General features: G+C 41.4%; 17 protein-coding genes. 4 read left to right on the top strand and 13 right to left on the bottom strand.

The annotated features are described in order from the left end of the window. Window positions 1-8: 8 nt before the first annotated feature. Both mfd and spoVT read left to right on the top strand, forming a co-directional pair. The gene (mfd, locus tag N1I80_RS21450) at window positions 9-3,539 is read left to right on the top strand and encodes a transcription-repair coupling factor (protein WP_340739834.1); all 3,531 of its coding nucleotides are present in this window, start codon (window positions 9-11) and stop codon (window positions 3,537-3,539) included. A gap of 281 nt (window positions 3,540-3,820) precedes the next feature. Next, window positions 3,821-4,357, top strand: coding sequence for a stage V sporulation protein T (gene spoVT / locus N1I80_RS21445; RefSeq protein ID WP_203248963.1), 537 nt, complete (start codon window positions 3,821-3,823; stop codon window positions 4,355-4,357). Window positions 4,358-4,402: 45 nt separating this feature from the next. Here the strand turns inward: spoVT and N1I80_RS21440 are convergent, their stop codons facing one another. Then, the gene (locus N1I80_RS21440; RefSeq protein WP_340739833.1) at window positions 4,403-5,494 is read right to left on the bottom strand and encodes an alanine racemase; all 1,092 of its coding nucleotides are present in this window, start codon (window positions 5,492-5,494) and stop codon (window positions 4,403-4,405) included. 16 nt (window positions 5,495-5,510) lie between these two features. Next, entirely contained in the window at window positions 5,511-6,173 is a 663-nt protein-coding gene (locus tag N1I80_RS21435) for a helix-turn-helix transcriptional regulator (RefSeq protein WP_340739832.1), read from the bottom strand. Window positions 6,174-6,459: 286 nt separating this feature from the next. Here N1I80_RS21435 and N1I80_RS21430 point away from each other — a divergent pair, with 286 nt between their 5' ends. Together N1I80_RS21430 and N1I80_RS21425 are read left to right on the top strand one after the other, a co-directional pair. Then, a complete protein-coding gene (locus N1I80_RS21430) occupies window positions 6,460-8,049 on the top strand; it encodes an N-acyl-D-amino-acid deacylase family protein (RefSeq protein ID WP_340739831.1) in 1,590 nt (529 codons plus the stop codon). Between the two features lie 25 nt (window positions 8,050-8,074). Continuing rightward, window positions 8,075-8,536 carry a RidA family protein gene (locus tag N1I80_RS21425; protein ID WP_340739830.1) on the top strand — a complete coding sequence of 154 codons (462 nt, stop codon included), beginning with the start codon at window positions 8,075-8,077 and terminating at the stop codon, window positions 8,534-8,536. A gap of 105 nt (window positions 8,537-8,641) precedes the next feature. On the opposite strand, the gene N1I80_RS21420 is transcribed toward N1I80_RS21425, so the two are convergent. The 11 genes from N1I80_RS21420 to N1I80_RS21370 all read right to left on the bottom strand — a co-directional run bounded on the left by N1I80_RS21420 (window position 8,642) and on the right by N1I80_RS21370 (window position 20,515). Continuing rightward, window positions 8,642-9,109 carry a GNAT family N-acetyltransferase gene (locus tag N1I80_RS21420; RefSeq protein WP_340739829.1) on the bottom strand — a complete coding sequence of 156 codons (468 nt, stop codon included), beginning with the start codon at window positions 9,107-9,109 and terminating at the stop codon, window positions 8,642-8,644. Between the two features lie 111 nt (window positions 9,110-9,220). Beyond that, a complete protein-coding gene (locus N1I80_RS21415; RefSeq protein WP_340739828.1) occupies window positions 9,221-9,895 on the bottom strand; it encodes an ABC transporter ATP-binding protein in 675 nt (224 codons plus the stop codon). Between the two features lie 2 nt (window positions 9,896-9,897). After that, window positions 9,898-10,932 (bottom strand): ABC transporter permease, encoded by a 1,035-nt coding sequence (locus tag N1I80_RS21410; RefSeq protein ID WP_340739827.1) that lies wholly within the window; start codon window positions 10,930-10,932, stop codon window positions 9,898-9,900. A gap of 177 nt (window positions 10,933-11,109) precedes the next feature. Beyond that, window positions 11,110-11,280 (bottom strand): aspartyl-phosphate phosphatase Spo0E family protein, encoded by a 171-nt coding sequence (locus N1I80_RS21405; protein WP_340739826.1) that lies wholly within the window; start codon window positions 11,278-11,280, stop codon window positions 11,110-11,112. An 807-nt stretch (window positions 11,281-12,087) separates the two neighbouring features. Beyond that, the gene (locus tag N1I80_RS21400; protein WP_340739825.1) at window positions 12,088-12,783 is read right to left on the bottom strand and encodes an ABC transporter permease; all 696 of its coding nucleotides are present in this window, start codon (window positions 12,781-12,783) and stop codon (window positions 12,088-12,090) included. Continuing rightward, window positions 12,776-13,702: an ABC transporter ATP-binding protein gene (locus N1I80_RS21395; protein WP_340739824.1), complete on the bottom strand. Its 927-nt coding sequence runs from the start codon at window positions 13,700-13,702 to the stop codon at window positions 12,776-12,778. The genes N1I80_RS21400 and N1I80_RS21395 overlap by 8 nt, the downstream gene beginning before the upstream one ends. Window positions 13,703-13,789: 87 nt before the next feature. Beyond that, complete coding sequence (locus N1I80_RS21390) at window positions 13,790-14,725, bottom strand: sensor histidine kinase (protein WP_340739823.1); 936 nt, start codon at window positions 14,723-14,725, stop codon at window positions 13,790-13,792. Between the two features lies 1 nt (window position 14,726). Continuing rightward, window positions 14,727-15,422: a response regulator transcription factor gene (locus N1I80_RS21385; RefSeq protein WP_340739822.1), complete on the bottom strand. Its 696-nt coding sequence runs from the start codon at window positions 15,420-15,422 to the stop codon at window positions 14,727-14,729. 16 nt (window positions 15,423-15,438) lie between these two features. Next, window positions 15,439-17,988 carry a LuxR C-terminal-related transcriptional regulator gene (locus N1I80_RS21380; protein ID WP_340739821.1) on the bottom strand — a complete coding sequence of 850 codons (2,550 nt, stop codon included), beginning with the start codon at window positions 17,986-17,988 and terminating at the stop codon, window positions 15,439-15,441. Window positions 17,989-18,287: 299 nt separating this feature from the next. After that, complete coding sequence (locus N1I80_RS21375; RefSeq protein WP_340740113.1) at window positions 18,288-18,872, bottom strand: leucine-rich repeat domain-containing protein; 585 nt, start codon at window positions 18,870-18,872, stop codon at window positions 18,288-18,290. 251 nt (window positions 18,873-19,123) lie between these two features. Beyond that, on the bottom strand, window positions 19,124-20,515 hold the full coding sequence (locus N1I80_RS21370; RefSeq protein ID WP_340739820.1) for an S-layer homology domain-containing protein: 1,392 nt from the start codon (window positions 20,513-20,515) through the stop codon (window positions 19,124-19,126). Window positions 20,516-20,727: the final 212 nt, after the last annotated feature.

The following is a 20,727-nucleotide window of genomic DNA, read 5'->3' as shown; positions in this document are numbered from 1 at the left end:
GTGTATGAGTGAAAGCACTGTTAGATTTATTTTTACAAGAGAAAGAAATTAGAAATCTAGTTGAAGAGTTAGAGGTGGGAAAAGACCGCCAGCTCATCGCAGGGTTATCAGGAGGAGCAAAGTCGGTCTTTTTCAAAACGCTCCAGCAATCTAGTGGACAACCGATTCTGATTGTATCTCCTAATTTATTGCAAGCGCAACGTACATACGAAGACCTTGTCAAAATGTTGGGTGATTCACTTGTTCACCTGTATCCAGCAGAGGAGCTGATTGCAGCAGATTTTTCTATTTCCAGCTATGAACTCCGTGCCCAGCGTATCGATACAATTGATCATATGGCTCGTGTGGGGAAAGGTATTTATATTACCCCTATTGCGGGTATGAAAAAATTACTCCCAACAAAGGAGCAATGGCTAAATAGCTCGTTGCTGACGAAAATTGGCGATACAATTGACATACCAAAATGGCTTGATCAGCTCGTATCGATGGGCTATACAAGACAGCCAATGGTAACAGCTCCTGGTGAATTTGCGTTGCGTGGCGGCATTTTGGATTTATATCCGTTGAATATGGAAGACCCTGTTCGTATCGAATTATTCGATACGGAGGTCGACTCTATTCGTACGTTTTTGGCTGAGGACCAACGTTCAACCGGCAAGCTTGAAGAGATTACAATTCTTCCCGCCTCAGAATTTGTTTGGGCAGCTGAAGATTTAATGACTGTCGCAGAAAAGCTAGAGTTAGCACTTGGCGCTAGCCTGAAGAAGATGAAGGATGCGGAAGCGAAAGAGCGCCTAACGCTAAATATGACGGGTGATATTGGCTTATTAAAGGACGGCATTATACCAGAAAACATGTTGAAATACGCATCGTTTTCAGCTGCAACTACTTCCTTTGAAAGTTATTTCCCGGGCAATGGTACCGTTTTATTTGATGAAATCGGGCGTATTCTTGAAGTTGTTGCGTCGCTTGAAGCGGAAGAAAAAGAATGGATGATTGCACTTTTAGAAGAAGGAAAGATTGTCCATGACGCGAAAATCTCTTGGTCGTTTGATGAATTACACAGTATGCTAAGCCAACAGAAGGTTTATTTATCGTTATTTGTACGCACGGTGCCAGGCATTACCGTGAAAAAGACAGTGACTTTTTCCTGTAAACCAATGCAACAGTTCCATGGGCAGATGAATTTATTGAAAAACGAGATGGAGCGCTGGCAACAAGGTCATTTCAATGTGTTTATTGTCGTAGAAGGAACTGAACGTATGAAGAAGGTTCAGTCGATTTTGCAAGATTATGATATGGCATCCGCTCTGTCTGGTAAATCATCGAGTGCAGGCGCTGTGCTTGTCGTAGATGGCGATTTGTCGGCTGGATTTGAGCTCCCTTTTCAGCAAATTGCGGTTATAACAGATTCAGAATTATTCAAAGGGAAGCCAAAGCGCAAGGCTCGTCCGCAAAAGATGACCAATGCAGAGCGCATCAAAAGCTATTCGGAGATTAAGCCGGGGGACTATATTGTCCATGTTAACCACGGAATCGGGAAATATATTGGGATTGATAACTTAAGTCAAGGTGGTATAGACAAAGATTTCCTTGTTATTCATTTCCGTGGAGAGGATAAGCTGTATGTTCCGACCGATAAGATAGATTTGATCCAGAAATATGTTGCGTCTGGTGAAAAAGAGCCGAAGCTGCATAAGATGGGCAGTGCGGATTGGAAGAAAACGAAAAGCAAGGTATCGGCTGCTGTTCAGGATATTGCTGATGATCTAATCCTTTTATATGCTAAACGTGAATCGGAAAAGGGGCATGCCTTTGCGGCGGATGACGATTTACAACGGGCATTTGAAAACGCATTCCCTTATGATGAGACGGATGACCAGTTGAGATCCATTCAGGAAGTGAAGCTGGATATGGAGAGAGAGCGTCCAATGGATCGATTGCTTTGTGGGGATGTTGGCTACGGGAAAACAGAAGTGGCTATTCGTGCGGCGTTCAAGGCTGTGGCAGACGGTAAACAGGCGGCATTCTTAGTACCGACGACAATTCTTGCCCAACAGCATTATGAAACGATGAAAGAGCGTTTTGCTGGCTTCCCGGTAGAAGTATCGTTGTTAAATCGTTTCCGGACAAAAAAGCAACAAACGGAAACGTTGAAAGGAATAAAAGCGGGTACCATCGATATTGTCGTAGGTACACATCGTTTACTTTCAAAAGATGTCGCTTATCAGGATTTAGGTCTGTTGATTGTCGATGAAGAGCAGCGATTCGGTGTGACGCATAAAGAGAAATTGAAGCAGTTGAAAACGAATGTGGATGTTTTGACGTTAACGGCGACACCGATTCCACGGACGCTCCATATGTCAATGCTTGGTGTTCGCGATCTTTCTGTCATCGAAACGCCTCCAGCAAACCGATTCCCTGTTCAGACCTATGTGATGGAACATAACTTTGGACTCGTTCGCGAAGCAATCGAACGAGAAATGGGCCGTGGTGGGCAAGTGTTTTACTTATACAATCGCGTGGAAGATATGACGCGAAAAGTAGATGAAATCAGGCAGCTCGTTCCAGAAGCAAGAGTAGGATTTGCACATGGACAAATGGGGGAGTCAGCACTTGAGTCAGTCATTCTCAGTTTTCTTGAAGGGGAATATGATGTACTTGTCACGACGACGATTATTGAAACGGGTATCGATATTCCAAACGTCAATACGCTCATTGTGCATGATGCGGACCGTATGGGCTTATCACAGCTCTACCAACTGCGTGGACGTGTAGGACGCTCCAATCGTGTGGCGTATGCTTATTTCCTTTACCAGCGTGATAAGGTGCTGACGGAAGTGGCTGAAAACCGACTGCAGGCTATTAAAGAATTTACTGAGCTCGGTTCAGGCTTTAAAATTGCGATGCGGGACTTGTCGATTCGTGGAGCGGGTAATTTGTTAGGCTCGCAGCAGCATGGTTTCATCGACTCAGTAGGGTTCGATTTGTATTCGCAAATGCTGCAGGAAGCAATTGAAGAGAAGCAAACAGGTATTGTCAAAGCTGATATTCAGGAAATAGAAATTTCATTACCAGTCAACGCATATATTCCCGATGAATATGTCCGTGATGGCTTCCAGAAGATTCAAATGTACAAACGTGTGAAAGCGATAGATAGCGAAGCGGATTATAGTGAGCTTGTGGATGAAATGACGGACCGTTTTGGCGATATGCCGCTTGAAGCTGACTTACTGCTCCGTATTGCGCGCATCAAGGCGTGGGGACGTCTTGCAGGTGTAGAATCGATTAAGAAAGTGAATACACGTATTGAGATACGTATATCGCCGGAAGGAACAGCAACGACAGATGGTGCTAAACTGGTGTCTGAATCCATGAAATTTGGTCGTGCAGTTGGCTTTACGATGGAGGGTGGTCAGCTCATCATGAATGTCGATGAACGTCATACGGGGAAACAGACCGCATTTGATGTGTTAGAGGAAATGATGAAGCTTCTTCAAACAGCGGTAAAGGAAGCAGCTGTTTCTGATTCCGTCTAAAGGGCATGTTGCATATTTTGTCCAAACATGATGCATACTACAATTGAAACAGGATTTAACTTGAATCAGCAGAAGTTCAAACTCTTTGCTAATTCAAGTTAAGCCTCCGGCGGATGTCAGGGATTTTGAAAGGAGTTAATTTAGGAATGCAGTCTAAAACCGTCACGTCCTGCGGCAACGACTGCATGACCTACTTCCTGTAGGCCTCAATTCAAAATCCCGACGCAATTACGCTGAGGCGCAATTGATATTCAATTTTGTGGAAAGTGAGGCATCATGTTATGAAGGCAACGGGAATCGTCCGCAGAATCGACGATCTAGGAAGGATAGTTATTCCAAAGGAAATTAGGAGGACACTCCGAATTCGCGAAGGAGATCCGCTTGAGATTTTCACCGATCGTGATGGCGAAGTGATTTTGAAGAAATACTCCCCGATATCGGAACTGGGAGAGTTTGCGAAGGAATACGCGGAAACGCTGTATGAAACGCTCGGCACACCTACGCTGATAAGCGATAGAGATGAAATGATTGCTGTCTCTGGTTTGTCGAAAAAGGATTATTTAAATCGCCAGCTGTCCCCGGATATCGAGGAGATCCTAGCAGGTCGTAAGATCGTCACTGAAAAACTTGAAAAAGCGGTGGAATGGATACCGGGACAAGTCGAACAGGTTAAATCCTATTGTATCGCCCCTATTGTAGCGGGCGGCGATACGATTGGGGCTGTTTACTTATTATCGAAGGTCCATTTCATTGGCGAACCTGAACAAAAGGCGGCAGAAACAGCTGCACATTTTTTATCGAAACAGATGGAACAATAAAAACAGCCCACATGGACCGGTTAGCGGTTTTTGTGGGCTGTTTTTTTAATGCAATTGTCCACGCGCAAGCACAGTCACTACATGCACCCCGGTTTCATCCTCTACATACACTTGGTTATGCAAATTCACCGTGCTGCAAATATGATTTGGTACGATGGATAAGGTGTCACCGATTTTTAAATCATGGGGACCGTTCATCGAAATCATACCGTGTTCTTCATTCATTCGCCCGAGTACCGCGTTTGGGTAGCCAATGATCGTGCCAAATCCTTGTAAGTTTAGAGGAGGCTGATTCGGCTGGACATCGGTTGCAAATGTTTTACTACCGCCGTCAATAATGACCAGCTCTGGTGTTGGTATGCTAATGACTGTCGTAACGACATGGGCAGCGCAATCATCTAGGGAACAGACGCCGAGCTTCAGCTGCATCGCATCATTGAAAATATATGTCCCCGGTCTAATCTCGGTGACACCCTTTACTTCGGCGGCGTATAAGCCGGATGGGGTAGAACCGACGCTGACGTCTCGAATGGCTATTCCATTTACGCGTAAGTCCTGTGCAACTGCCACCATCAGTTCGCCTTCTTCACGTCCAGCTGCTTGCAAGTCAAGTGTCGATTTCCCTTGATAGCAAGCTCCTTTGTATGTGAAAATTCCATTCAATTCTATGCCAGGCAGATCATTGATTTGCTTCGCTAATGCGACAGCATTTTCGCAACCGACCCCTGTACGTTGCAATCCAGTATCGATTTCTAGGCGTACCTGCAAGGTGACATTCGCTTCAGTCGCCATTTCAGACAGAAGACTCGCCCCTGCAAGACTATCTACGCCTATCTTCAGCTCAATTTTTCGCGCTAATTGGAGTACACGTTCAATTTTAGAACGAACGACAATCGGATAGGCAATAAAAATATCAGCAATCCCATGTTCGGCCATTATTTCCGCTTCTGCGACCTTGGCTACAGTAATCCCGCTAGCTCCCGCTGCAAGCTGCTTTTGCGCAAAATCCGGGATTTTATGTGTTTTAATATGAGGGCGTAGCTGTACGCCAAGTGGTTGGATAGCCGAAGCCATACGGTCAATATTTTGCATCATTACCTTGCTATTTATATACACTGCTGGTGTGTCCATCAACATAACTAATCACCTCACATTATTTTTTATCTTCGTCGGCAATATCTAACTGCTTGGATTCCTCTAAATAATTATAAAGTGTGTACTTGGATATATCTAAGTACGTACAAATTCTTTCACCCGCTTTTTTAATCAAAAATCCACCCTTTTTGTCAAACCAATGGATGAACTGAACCTTATTCTCTTTCGTCATGGCGATAACTGGTTTTCCAACGGTTTCCTGTGCCACGGATATAAGAGAATCGAGTAGGTCACTTACGTTGCTAACGAATGATTCCTGTACGATGGGCTGGGGATCTGGTGTTGTGAGTGATTTTAAAATATCCTCCGCAATCATCAAATCCGAAATATCATAGTTAATGCATAACGCTCCAATTGTTTTCCCTTGGCTATTTTTCAAATAAATAGAGGAAGAGCGTAGCACCTTGCCCTCTTTTGTTTGTGTAATATAGTTGAGTCGATTACCGTCCTGAGTTTCTCCGCGTAAAATCTCAAGCCCGAGATTAGTCCCAGGATCTCCAATCTTTCTACCTGTCAAATGCCCATTTTCAATGCTCACAATTGTACTGTCATAAGAACGTTCTAAATCATGCAATACGACTTCGCAACGATCTCCGAATTGGCTAGCAATTGTTTTGGTCAATAAAGTTAGAAATTCTTTTTCATCATTAATAGATTCCATGGATATTGTAGACCACCTAACGGTAACTGAATTTTTAATTATTTTTAAATTTCTATTTTAATTGTATAGAATACAAGTAAAAATAACAAGTCAAACTAAAAGTTTTTCATGCTCAAAGAAAGATAGTTGAAAATTCCCGACAGCAATGTTACTATCGGAATGAAATATTATTAGTATTTTCTAAATAGTTGATGAAGAAGAGAAGCTATGGGAAATGGTGATTTTGAAGTGTTCCTACGTAGGCTATAGAAATTCAAAAACTTAAAAATGTTAGAGAGGCGTAGATATGTTAGATACAGTGATTAAAAATGGCAGAATCGTCGATGGTACAGGAAATCCATGGTTTTACGGCACGATTGGCTTGAAGAATGGCATTGTTGTATCTGTGGGGCAGTCGGTTGGGGAGGCTTATGAAGTGATTGACGCACAAGGCAGTTTTGTGGCGCCGGGGTTTATTGATGGGCATTGTCATTCGGATTTGATGATTTTGGATTTCCCTGAAAGTGAAATCAAGATGCAACAGGGCGTCACAACGGAGGTTGTGGGCAATTGTGGACTGGCACCTGTTCCGGTAAATCCTTTGTATCGGGAAGATCTGCAAAAGTATGTAGAACCGGTTCTTGGTAAAGCACATAAGGAGTGGCGATGGCAGGCTATTAGCGATTATTTCAATGAGCTGGATCATAGCTTAATTGCAGAAAATGTAGCCTCTTATGTAGCGCACGGCTCTGTCAGAATTTCCGTGATGGGGTTTGACAATCGTCCTGCAAATCAATCGGATTTAGATGAAATGAAGCATATCGTTGAAGAGGGCATGAGAGCTGGTGCAATCGGCCTGTCCATCGGCCTTTTGTATGCACCAGGCAGCTATTCAAATAAAGAGGAAATCGCAGAGCTATGCCAGGTTGTTGCTAAGTACAATGGTATCTTATCTACGCATATTCGCGGGGAAGGCAATAACTTAATTCCCTCGATTCAAGAGGTGTTATGGATTGCTGAAAAGGTGAATATTCCTCTCCATATTAGTCACTTAAAGGCTGCCGGGAAGAGAAACTGGGGAAAAGTGATGGAGGCTATGGAGATGATTGAAAGTGCCCGCAGTCGTGGAATGGATGTCACTTGCGATGTTTACCCGTACACGGCGGGATCGACTATGCTGACAACTCTATTTCCACCTTGGTCATTGGAGGGGGGCTTGTCTACTGTATTAGGTAGATTAAAAAATCAAAGTGAAAGAGCAAAAATTTGGGCAGAAATTGCAGAGGAGCGTGAGGACTGGGATAACTTAGTTGCTTCGACTGGCTGGGATAGTGTCATCATTTCTTCTGTCAATACGCCTCATTTAAAGAGCTATGAAGGAAAGTCTGTTTTAGCGATTGCTAATGAAAATGGGAAACATCCTATCGACCAGGCTTTTGATTTACTGCTTGAGGAAAATGGCAATATCGGGATTGTCTATTATCATATGAATGAAGATGACGTCCGCCAAGTTATGCAATACCAAAATTCCTTGATTGCGTCAGATAGTTTGACCTGTTACACGGGGAAGCCGCATCCGAGATTATACGGGACTTTCCCAAGGGTGCTTGCTAAATATGTGAAAGAACAGCAGATTATTACCCTAGAAGATGCCGTGCGAAAAATGACTTCATTCCCAGCGAGGCGATTTGGTTTGGGCAATCGGGGCGTATTATCGGAGGGCTATCAGGCGGATATTGTCATATTTAATATGGATCGTATAGAAGACAAAGCAACATACGAAAATCCCGCACAGTTCCCCGAAGGGATTCAGTATGTATTTGTAAATGGAAAACTAACGACAAAAGATAAAGTACAAACGTCAACAAAATGTGGCTGTTTGATTAAAAAATCATAATGAATCAATAAGGAAGGATGCTAGCATGAGAAAAGTGGAGGAAGTATTAGCCGAACTAGGAATCGAGATTCCAGAACCCGCCAAGCCAGTAGCAGCGTATGTACCGGCAAAAACAGTGGGGAACTTAGTGTATACATCTGGGCAAGATTGTAGAGTGAATGGTGTCTTGTTACATGAAGGAAAAGTAGGCAGTGATTTAACGGTGGAACAAGGCTATGCAGCGGCTCGCCAAACGATGGTCAATTGTTTAGCAGCGCTACAATCAGAAATTGGCGATTTGAATCGTGTGAAACAAGTTGTAAAAATGCTGGCATGGGTCAACTCAGCGCCTGGATTTGTTGAACAACCATATGTGATTAATGGAGCATCTGAGTTACTGGAGGAGCTATTTGGTGAAAGAGGTAAGCATGCACGCTCTGCGGTCTCCGCGCATGAATTACCATTTAATACACCTGTTGAAATTGAATTGATTGTGGAGATTGAATAAGAGATTTGTGAAAGCAGCCTATGTGAACCGGGATTTGACGGTTTGTATGGGTTGTTTTTTTATGGGTATTTCCATTAAGTTCAACGACATCTCCCACTAGTCCCCTCAAACCTGCTTCCTCATAGCAACTACATTCAAGGGCGTACCATCCGGTTTATAGACAACTTCCTCATCGTAAATCTCATAGCCAATGGACTGATATAATGCAATATTCTTAGGTACAGCCATCCGAACTTTGCATTGAATCAGCGGCTTCTCTTGTTCAAGTGCATACATCTCTAATGCTTTCAGTATTTCCTTCGCAATCCCTTGGCCTTGTTTTTCTGGAATAACAGACAATCTATAAAAATAAATACAGTCTTCTTTCACTTGAAATCGAACCATGGCCACGGGGTGGTCCACAATATAGCCAATCAATGCTTGCCCGCCATTTGCTAAATCCGCTGTTACTGACTGGATGGTCTCCTCTAAAGCACTAGAAGGTGGTGTTTCATTTTTGTAGACCATAAACGCTTGCAGCATTAAATCATGAATGATAGCAGCATCGGATGTTGTTGCGAATTTTATTTCCATGACAATCACTCTCCTTTGAATTAATATACACAATAAATAATTTTTATTCAATAAGCTGAATAAAAAACCAGCCTGCACAAACCAAATTATCGGTTTACGTAGGCTGATTTCTCACACAATCAATCCATCTTTCATCGTTATAATATGATCCGCATAAGGTAGCATTTCTTCATCATGCGTCACCATTAATGTTGTGATATTTAATGTTTTCGTCAATTCTCTTATCAATACCATCACGTCTTTTGATCTCTTCGAATCAAGACTGGCTGTCGGCTCATCTGCAAACAGCATCTTCGGTTTGTGAATGATGGCGCGCGCAATGGCGACTCGCTGCTTTTCACCGCCAGATAGGGAGGCGGGGTAAGCATCTTTTCGGTGATACATGTCGACAAGTTTTAATGTCTTTGCAATTTCGTCTTTTTGAACGTGCTTATTCATTTTTGTTTCTGAAACATCCAACATTAACAACAGCTGCTCTTCCACTGTTAAAAAAGGAACGAGGTGGGAGGATTGAAAGACGAAGCCGAACTCGCTCGCTCTAATTTTTCGAATTTGCTCTTGGCTCATGTTGGTCATATTTTGTCCTTCAAACAATATTTGACCGTCAGATGCCTGCTGCAATCCTGCTGCAATCGTTAGGATGGTACTTTTACCAGATCCAGAAGCACCGACTAATGCGGTGATTTCACCTTCTTTAAGGGACAGGTTAATGCCTTTCAACACCTGCTCTTCGACTTCGCCATTTGTAAATGTTTTCGTTACTTCATCAATCGTGAAAATGGTCATAATTATACCTCTCCTTGTTGAATTGCTTGTAGTGGCTCTATCTTTTTAATCTGCAGACCGGAAAGTGTGGCACCTACAAATCCGATGACTAGGAACAACACAGACAATTGAACTGTTGTGGCAAGTGTTAAGCTAAATGGCATGCCTTCAGGTGCAATCATTGCAAAGCCTTGGCTTAATGCAACGGACAGTCCGAGTGCAACTATGGTGATAACAATCATTTGGTACCACATCATGCCGAACAAGCGGCTTGTTTTTACGCCAAGTGCTTTTAAGATACCGTACAAGCCAATTTTCTGGACGTTCATCATATAGAAGAATATCGCAAACAACATGCCGCTAATGGCGACTAAAAACCAAATAATCATATTGAGTGACAGTTGTTCCGCGCTGTAGCTTGGAATGGTGTTGAGAAAATCTTTATTTGAAAAGGCTTGTAAGGACGCAATGTCCTGTGCTTTGTCCTGTCCAGGGACGAACACTAATTGCATTTCAAGGACACGGTAAATTTCTTGGTAGTTTATCATGCTAATGAAAGCGACAGGTGCATGGCTATATTTCTGTTGATCGACAAAGCCTTTGACTATGAATTCTCCGCTAAACTGATTGTTCGTTAAGATATCTCCGACCTTAATGCCGTTCGCTTCTAATGAACGATCGAGGATAATCTCTCCTGGTGCAACTGCTGGAAACAATTTTGAATCAGTTGATGTGACGAAGGCTACGCTACTTTGTTTGTCATCCTTATCGTTGACAAAGCCCATTTGAATCGACAAAGCGGTTGCTGCTGGGTGTTCCTTTAAGAGAGTAGCCTGTTTATTTTCATCTATTCTTGAAAGATTGTATGTTTCATTGGCATCAGCATTCATGTAAAACTGTCCATCCGGCAAATCCTTTATTAACGCTGCATTATCTTGTGATAGTCCGTTAGATAAGCCGGATATGATAAATGTTAAAAAGCTTACTAGGAAAATGATAGACCCTAAAATCGTAAATTTAATTTTGTTCTTGCTAATTTCTTTCCATGCAATATTCATTTCTCCGCCTCCGTTTGTTGTTGTCCAGCTCTGGCAACTAGGTGCCAGAGCTTTTCTTTTGATAACTAGAGTATAGGTGAGCTAGATGAACGGAGAGTGAACACAATATTACAGTTCTAGCGCAACAAAAAAGAACTGATTATTAGCCGCTAATCAGTTCCTTCGTTTTGGCATTCATTAAACAGGTTGAAGTCCTTGGTACTTATTCAGTAATATGTCCAGCTCTTGGCTACAGGCAACGACAATCGGATGAGTAAAGCCGAAAAGACTGGCCTTGGCATACATATCTTGCTGCTTTAATTTGATTTGGCTTGATAGAATACATTTTCCGGGAATCTTTTTCACCATAATTTACTCCTCCCCATACATTTTATAACCTAAAATTTATATATGATTGCTATAGTTAGGCTTTTCCCGGAATTTTGCCAAACTAAACTTATTTTGATGAAATAAAATGAAAAAAGAGCTGCAACTAGGCAACTCTTCTCATTGTGATGGCTTTTAGCACGTCTGTTGATTAACCGAAAAATAACATGATCCAATACTAGGCGCTCTATGTTCAATCGCATTTGGTTTCGCTTTGGATTGAACGACTTCTATACAATAACCGTGCTGTTTTGATGTCTAGGGATGCGACTTCGCCGCACCCCTAGACATTTTTCTGCTAATCGTATGGTGGTCGTTCATCCGTCGCTCACTAAAAACGCTTGTACACGGAGTGCTAATGCTTTTGGTGACGAGGAAATAGAGGGCTTCTTAACTGGAGAGGGCCGCCAAAGATACAATTTTGGCGGCTGAATCCTTCACTGTAGTCTTTTCTTTTGTTATTTTAGAAGATGTCATTTTCTATAAGGCTTGCAAATAGTAAAGTAGGGGTACGTTGTACAATGTACTAGAGTGCCCGAAATTGCATCTTCGGGCACTTACAATCTGTCTAGCAAGCCATCTATTCTTTTCCTTCCAAAGTAACTGCATTTGTCACTTGAGCAGTGTAGGTACGCGACAGGCAACTATCCAGAACAAGATAATCGAATAAGATGTTCTAACTAGTTAGCCGAAAGCGAAACCGAACATAATCAAGTGAAAAAGGTAGTTTTTAAGCCTGTGTTTACCTGTGTTATTTCCGGTAAATGGTTAATCAACAGGTGTGGACTTTTAGTATTTTACATCTAGCTTTTCAATATTTCGAATCGCAAAATAGGCAATGCTGATTCCAACTAATGCCAGTGATATCGGAATAATAATAATATCATTTAACGAAAAGCCACCGTTATTCGAAGAAATAACTAGCACGATTAGAATGGAAGAAATAATCGTCGTTGGTACAGAGTATTTTTTCATTCCAAAGTATAGGGGAATGAGGCAGATACCTGCCGTAGCGATTGCGTTCATCAACACAGCTGGCGTATGCTGTGTAATCATGGTAACGGTTAAAGTATCTGGAAGTAAATTGAAACTACTAGCTGTGAAAGAAAATACGACTGTTATAAACACATTAGAGATGATAACGAAACAGAATGTGAAAATTATTACTATAGCTAGCTTTGCAGCAATCAGTTTCTTTCTATTAATAGGATATAGAAATAAGGTAGTTATGGTCTTGTTTTTAAACTCGCCAATGATTAGTTTGGAAATTAACGTCGCAGCAAATATAATAAATGTCGCCCTTACCATCGAGTCGATAGCGCTCAGAGCCTCTGAATAATTTTGAAAAGCTAGCTCACCTTCAGCTTTTGCGATAAATAGTACCGCAACTAACACAGCCGCTACGATTAAATTAGTAATGATTGCACTTTTTATATAGGACCTTAATTTAAACTTTTTCATCTCTAATCGCATTAAATTAAGCATTCATAATACCCCCGTTTACTAACTTTAGGAAGTAATCCTCTAACGAACTTGTTTTCCTATTAATCGCCTCAATGTCAATGTCCTGCTCAATCAATGCTTTTGAAATCACCTTTTGCGAGACTGCTGAATCATAGATACGAATACAATGATCGTCGTCCATTAGTTTAAAATTGGTGATGGCTAAGTTTTTTTCTAAAATAAAGGCAGCCTTTTTTCCGTCATCGACAATTATTTCAATGTAATCTGTTTGGTTAAGATTCACATTGTCTATCGATAGCTCATTGATTAATTTTCCATTATGAATGATGCCAATTGTATCGGCAATTTGCTCGATTTCCCCCAAGATATGGCTGGAAATAATAATCGTTATCCCGTATTCTTCGCATAGCATCTTAAATAATTCGCGAATTTCCTTAATGCCGATGGGATCCAAACCATTAATTGGCTCGTCTAGAATTAGTAATTCTGGTTTCGTAATAATCGCACGTGCGATGCCTAATCGTTGTTTCATCCCGAGTGAAAAATCTTTCACAGGCTTGCCATCTGTATTGATTAACTTGACTAAATCAAGTACATGATCGATTTCCTTTTTGTCGTAATAGCCCATATATTCACAATGAAGATCCAATATCTCCTTTGCGGTTAAATTCTCATAGAAGACAGGATACTCAATAATCGTTCCCATTCTTTTTAAAACGTCGTATGAGTTGTGTGTTAATGTTTCACCAAAAATTTCGATGCTACCACTTGTAGGTTTTATAAGATTTGTCATCATCTTCATGATGGTGGTTTTCCCCGCGCCATTAGGACCTAAAAATCCGTAAATTTCGCCTTTTTTCACATGCATACTCACTTCGGAAATAACTTCTTTCCCCTCATATACTTTTGTAAGCCGATTGGTTTGTACAAGATACGTCATATGAATTCCCCCTAATCTGTCACTACTTTTAGTATAAGAGGTGAAACTCTCTTTTTTCTTACCCGTTTCTTACGAAATTCTTACGTGTTAGTACGTTAACCTTTTCAACGAAACGGTAAAGATTGTTTTCTCATATGGGGCACTCGATAGGTGAATGGAGCCGCCTAAAATTTCAACGAGTCGCTTTGTAATCGTCAGTCCAAGTCCGCTGCCTTGAAACGATTTATTTCTAGAGTCTTCAAGGGTGTACATTCTTTCAAAGACACGATTGATATGATATTCGTCAATGCCTTTTCCGCGGTCCCACACATCGACATAAATGTTCACATCGTCATGTCTGACAGCGAGTCCAATCACATTGCCCTCTGCTCCGTACGCTACTGCATTCGACAGTAGGTTATTCATAATTCGATCCAGTGCTTCCTCATTTCCGAGTGCAAAGACAGCTGTTTCTGGGATATCTATGTCAATATCAATACCCTTTGACGTCACGATATTATAAAAAGATAAAATATTTTTGCGACAGATTTCATTGACATTTATTTTCGTGATGGGATAGTCTGTATCGCCAGCTTCTATTTTTGCTAAGTCAAAAAATTGGTGGATCAGTTGAAGGACTTCCAATGTTTTTGAATGGACGCCTAAGAGCAATTGTTGTCGTTCTTCTTCACTGATGGCAGTGTCGAGTTGAAGCATTTCGATATAGCCAAGGACAACGGTTAATGGTGTTTTTATATCATGTGAGATATTTGCCAGCATCATCTTTGTAGAGTTTTCCATTTTCCGATGTGTAGCAATAATTTTTTGGTTATGATCGAGTAGCCCGTTAATCGCATTGAGCAATAGCTGTAATTCTTGATTGGTCGTCACAGCTAAAACCTTTTCGCCAGTATGCTCGGCGATGATGGCTTGTAATTTCCTATACGCATAATGAAGGGTAGCGTTGCGCGCTTTTTTCTCTCTATATTGGTAGTAAACGATGATAATCAATAAAAATATAATGATTGAAAGGAATAGTACCATATTAGGAATCCTCTAATTTATAGCCAATGCCCCATAGTGTTTTAATATATTGAGGATTGGAGGGATCATCTTCAATTTTTTCTCGGAGTCGGCTCATATGGACATTTATAATGTTTTCATCACCATAATACGCATCATTCCAAATGAGCTGATAGATTTGCTGTTTAGTAAAGACTCGCTGGCGATTGGTAGCAAATAACTTCAAGATGGCAAACTCCTTTGAAGTAAGTTTCACAGTTTGTTGTTTTTTCATGACAGAAAAATTCATAATGTCGATGGTTAGGTCACCAATCACCAACATGTCTTGTTTTACCTCTACCTGATTTGAGTAGGTTGTCGCTCGCCTAATTGCAGCCTTCACGCGTGCTGAAAGCTCTAACATTGAAAATGGCTTGGCAATATAATCATCTGCACCTAATCCAAGTCCTACTGCTTTGTCGATATCACTATCTTTGGCAGACATGATTAAAATCGGGAGTGCGCTTTTTTCGCGAATAATCTTTAATACTTCCAAACCATCAAGCTTTGGCATCATAATATCTAAAATCATCAAATCAAAGGAAGTACTGAAACATTTTTGCACAGCCTCTTCACCATTGGAAGCACATGTAATGTTGAAGCCTTCCATATGCAAATACTTTTCGACCATCTCGCGGATTGACTCATCATCTTCAACTAGCAAAATATGTTTTTGCATCTATATGCACCTCTTTTTAGTTCTCCAAATCCTTCACTAATAACACGGCCTGTGTGCGTGAAGTGACGCCAAGCTTACTATAAATCGTAGACAAATAGACACGGACGGTCCCCGTTGAAAGGGTCAGCTTTTTAGCAATATCACTATTCGAAGCACCACCTGCCAGTAATTGCAGAACATCTTGTTCACGTGGTGTTAGCGTGTCCATTACGGGTTTCTTACTTGTTTCATTTTGATTGCCTGCTAGCAATTGTTCGATATAAGTAATAGGTACGGAGCTCCACTGCATGTTGCGACCTGTTTGACGTACTGTCAAATACTTTTTCAGCAAGGCTATGACAGGGGGGATATCAAGGAATGTTCTGATATAACCATACGGTGCCCCTTGTTCAAGTGCTTTGTGTAAGGATGATAGCGCTGCTTCCTTATTTCCTAGCTCCATTTGACAGATTGCTTCAAGCACTGTTCCTTCTAAGATGGTTGAAATCTGCCTTTCTTGTTGCGCTTTTTCTTTTACCCGGATACTTGTCTTTAAGGCATCGGTGGTCTGCCTCTTTGCTAATAATACCTGTACGTACACAACCAACCAAAATTCCTGTTCTGACTTGGCTTCTAGGTGATTCAGGCCTGTCGATTTAGCAAGCTCACGTTCTGCTTGTGGGATTTCGCCTTCAAGTAAATAGCACTGGGCTTTCATCACTCGCAAAGAATCTAACCAATGCCGCTCCTGAACTGTTTCCATTGCATAGTCAAGAACAGCATGCGCTGCTATAAATTGTTTTTTCGCCGCATAGACGCGACTCTTCAAGATGTACATGGGAATATATAAACCGGGATCTTGAAAATGATGCCCGTATTGTAGTGCTGCTTCCAATTCAATGAATGCTTGATCGATAGAATTTCGGTTATACGAGGTTTCTGCTGTTACACCAAAGGCGAAACCTGTAAGATTCTTCTCTTTCATATCAGCTGCCTGAAATAGCTCTAGTAAGGGAAGTACCTCTTCTTGCCATAGTAGTCTACCTTTTGCGCCTATGCTTGTCCTTAACAGTGTCGGCTCGACCCAATTATACTGCATAGGAATATAATCCCATTCAGAACTCACGCGCCCTTTATTTGCTTGTTGCGAGATGATGCCCATCGATTGGTCAATATCTTTCCCACCGGCTATCAAGACAAATGCACTTACTGATTCTAATATACTTACCATGCCCTGATAGTCAATATCATCCATCCATTGGTCGATGTCATGTCTGCGATCCAATTCAACAATGAGCCGACTGGCCTCTTCCATTTCATAAAGAGTAGAAAGTGTAATCACATACATGACAAGCGTTTCTACATTCACTATATAACTATTATCCCGTAATTCACGTACCCAGCGCATGAATGTCGATGTTTGTCCTAGCGTGAAGATCTCAATTAGGTGAGTCTTGATCCATGAATCCGCAGTTTCATACAATTGACCTTGTAAGGCGAGTTCAATAGCGGACATATAGTCGCCCTGTTCACGTAAAAGTATCGCGACTTCTTGATAAATAGAAGAAATACTTTCTTGTGAATGACGGTTTCGCAGTTCGATTTGTAAAGCATTAGCAAACAAATGATGGTAGCGAAAAATAGGTTTATTAGCATGGAGGCGGACGATAAATAGCCCCTTTTTTTCCAGCTCCAGCAAGATATTATAACTATCTGTGCGCCTTGTTAATACGTTACAAATAGCCGGTTCCAGCTGATTTAATATTGAAGTGCGTATAAGGAAATCCTGTGTAGTAGGTGGGAGTGACGCCAGAATTTCCTGCAACAAAAATTCAGTGATGAACGGTTGGGTACTATCAAATAAGTCAGTGTTCCATTCACCCGATCCAGGCGCACTCCCGGAAAGACCTACTAATTGAATACCAGCCGCCCAACCTTCTGTCATAGTAAATATCTGTTGAAGTGATTCAGTGTTGGTGTGTGTGAATCTTCGCTTGCTATATAAGTGTTCTACCTCATCGTAGGTGAAGCGTAACTGATCCACGCCAATTTCTGTAAGCCATCCTTTGACACGCCATTTTGCTAGGGGAAGGGGTAATTCCATTCGACTCGCCAAATATAAACATATATGACTTGGTAAATAGTCTATAAACCGAGCCATCATTTGATGAATGACAGGGTTTTCAATAAGATGATAATCGTCAATAACGATATGTATTATTCCTTGAATCGCCTCGATTTCATTCAAAAAGGAGTCGATTAATGATTCCAATGGGGACTGTCCATTGAAAAGAGAAAGTAATAGTGAAGCAATGTCATTCGAAACAGCATCTGATACCGTACGTATGACATATTTCCAAAATCGGAGGGGGTCATTATCCATTGCATCGATAGACAACCAGACTACTGGTTCGTCAAATTGACTAATCCATTGACTTAATAATGTTGTCTTGCCATACCCGGCAGGTGCTCGAACAATGGTTAGTTTTCTTGGCCCACTATATCGTAGTACATTGAATAATCGTTGTCTTTCAACGGCCTCGGGCGTGGCATGAGGGATTGTTGTTTTGGAATCCAACCAAACCATTGGGATCATATCCTTTTCTGCTATATATGTTGAACTAAAGAGTCTTACTAACAACGCTCGGCGCTCTATATGTATTTTACCACTTAGCTAGAAAGAATATGGAGAATATTCACAAGTCGGAGGATAAATAAAAACGGTTCTATACTCATATATCAAGCACAGAACCGTTTATATTCTAGTATTATAAAACAGTCCTGTGCCTATAGATTGAGGATAGGACTGTTATGGTCGTTATTTTGTTAATGTTACTTCAACCGATTCAATGGTGAAGATAATTTTAGTAGCTATCGCTATAAGTATCATTTGCTACGCACTTGTTGCCATTTACGTTGGCTGCGTTCAAATGCGTAGCTTGCCCTTACAAGCCTACTGCCGTTGCTGATGACGGACAAATGTGGAACCCGGAGGTTTGTCTTTCCTTCATCATAAAGATGAGTCGCTTGGAACGTATGTCCATGGTTGGCTGCATAAGCTTTTGCCGGGGATTGTGGATGTGCGGTGATTGTTAGATCTTCTGGTTTGTCTTGATTTTTGGCGAATGCATCTACTCCGATTGAAGTGACGCTATCCGGGATGGTAATGTGTGTCAGCTGATTGTTATAAAATGCCCCGTCGCCGATGCTGGTTATACTTGCCGAAATTGTTAGGCTAGTGAGTAGGTTGCTAGCAAATGCATAGTCATCGATATGTGTCAGACTGCATGGGAGAGACAGGCTCGCCAGCATATTGTGTGCGAATGCTCCTTCTTCAATCGAAGCTATACTATTAGGAATCAGTAGTTCTGTTAGTAGATTATAAGCAAATGCTCCTTCGCCAATACTTGTCACAGTGGTAGGAATGATAATGTTTGTTAATTGGTTAATGGCGAATGCGTAATCTTCGATATGCGAAATGTCAGTTGGAATAACTAAGTAACTATTAATGGGAAGTACCTCCTTGTTTTAATTGTTTATAGGTGTAAATACCGTGTGATAATTCCGATGATTTGCTGATAATCTAAAGTATAAGGCTTTTTGAACTATCATGCTATTGAGGAATGTTAACTATTGTCGTAAAATAGGTTTAAACACCTACTATAAAATCAAAAATAGTCTATCACTCCCATGGGAGAATGATAGACTATTTTTTAATTAGCTTATTTAGTTTCTTGTACTTTTTCCATGAAACCAATTAGAATTACTGCTGCGTATGCACGGGTTGTGGGATTGCTCGGCATGAATTTTCCGTCTTCACCAGTTGTAAGGCCTTGCTCGTACAGCATGGAGATGGCATTGACTGTGTCTTCGTTGTAGCTTCCGAAGTCGGAGAAGGGTGCTTTGTTGGATGCTTTGTATTTCACACCTGTTGTAAGTGTGTAGGCACGTTCGATCATCAAGGCCAATTGTGCATGTGTGACTTGGTTTGAGGGTGAAAAATTACCTTCATTACCTTTCACGAGCCCAAATGTATAGGCTGCATTGATGTCGGCCTGTGTGCCAGCTGCGTAGCTACTAATGTCTTTGAACGGCGCTACTTCATCCGTTTTTAAACCAAGTGCTCGAACAAGGATGGAGGCGGCTTGTGCGCGCGTCAAGTGGTTGTCAGGTTTAAATGTTCCGTCCGCATAGCCGCTGACGAGACCTGCTGCTACCGCTTTTTCAATCTGCTCTTTTGCTGGATGCTCAGCGATATCAGTGAATAAAGTCGGTGTTGCTGGTAGTGTTATAGGTGTCGTTGCCGTCCATGGATAAGTCGTTTGCAGGGTAGCCCAAAATTGTTCGGCTACTTTTTGATAGCCTACTTCACTTAAATGGATATTCTTCGGATTCGGAAGATGGGCGGCATAATCTTGTGCAATAATATCGGCAGTTGGTACAAAAATAGCGTCTGTTCCTTCCATCCCTTTTTGAATGGCACCATTTAGTGATCGCAGTAATTGTGTAAGCGTTGGTTGTATGTCAGGTGCTGCATGAGGGAATGGATTGTAATAGCCCATCACGTATACTTTTGCATCTGGGTTTAGTTGCTGAATATGGCTCAAAATTTCCTTTGTATTCGCCCCTATTTTTTGGATGGTCGCAACTAATTGTAGCGGATCGGCAGTTATGGCACCAGTATCCGGGTTGATGTTCAGGCTTGCAAGTGCATCGTTTGCTCCGACACTGAGTGTGATGATTTCTGCCGAGGCAATTGAGCTATGCAGCTGTGCTGTTTTTTCTGGATAGCCATCACCATATACATCCTTTGTTACGTTCGCTTTTAAATCTTCTAAAACGTTAGTCGTTGTGTAGCCTGGGTATGAAAAGCCTTTATTATAAGAGCTTAAAACCCCTTGTGCTTTGATCGATTCAGCGAGATAGTCTGGATAACCATTTCCAAGCTCACCATTTGGGTCAATGCCAGCTGCCAATGAATCCCCTAATGCGAGATAGTCGATTGCAAGAGCGGGTGATGTATCCGCGCTTGCGTTGTTTAGTGGGAATACGATGAGCTGTAGTAATAGTACAGCTACGAAAAGATGTCGTAATGTCGATTTGATGTAATTCATAATTCTCTCCTCCTAGTCTTTGTTTGGTACGAGTACATGAGTCGTTTGTGTATGCTTCTTTTTAAGTATTCCAGAAAAATTATGAATATAAAAATAGCATATCCTTAGTATACGGAATTGTGGTGTATTAGGATATTGACGAATGTTAGTGATTCTTTTCTACTATTTTTGTGTTAGCGTCTTGCGATTGATTAGCAGGAAAATAGTCTGTT

Source organism: Sporosarcina sp. FSL K6-3457 (genome assembly GCF_038007285.1).
Taxonomy (GTDB): Bacteria; Bacillota; Bacilli; order Bacillales_A; family Planococcaceae; genus Sporosarcina.
Note: the sequence above shows the minus strand (reverse complement) of the source record. Positions and strands in the feature narration are given on the sequence as shown.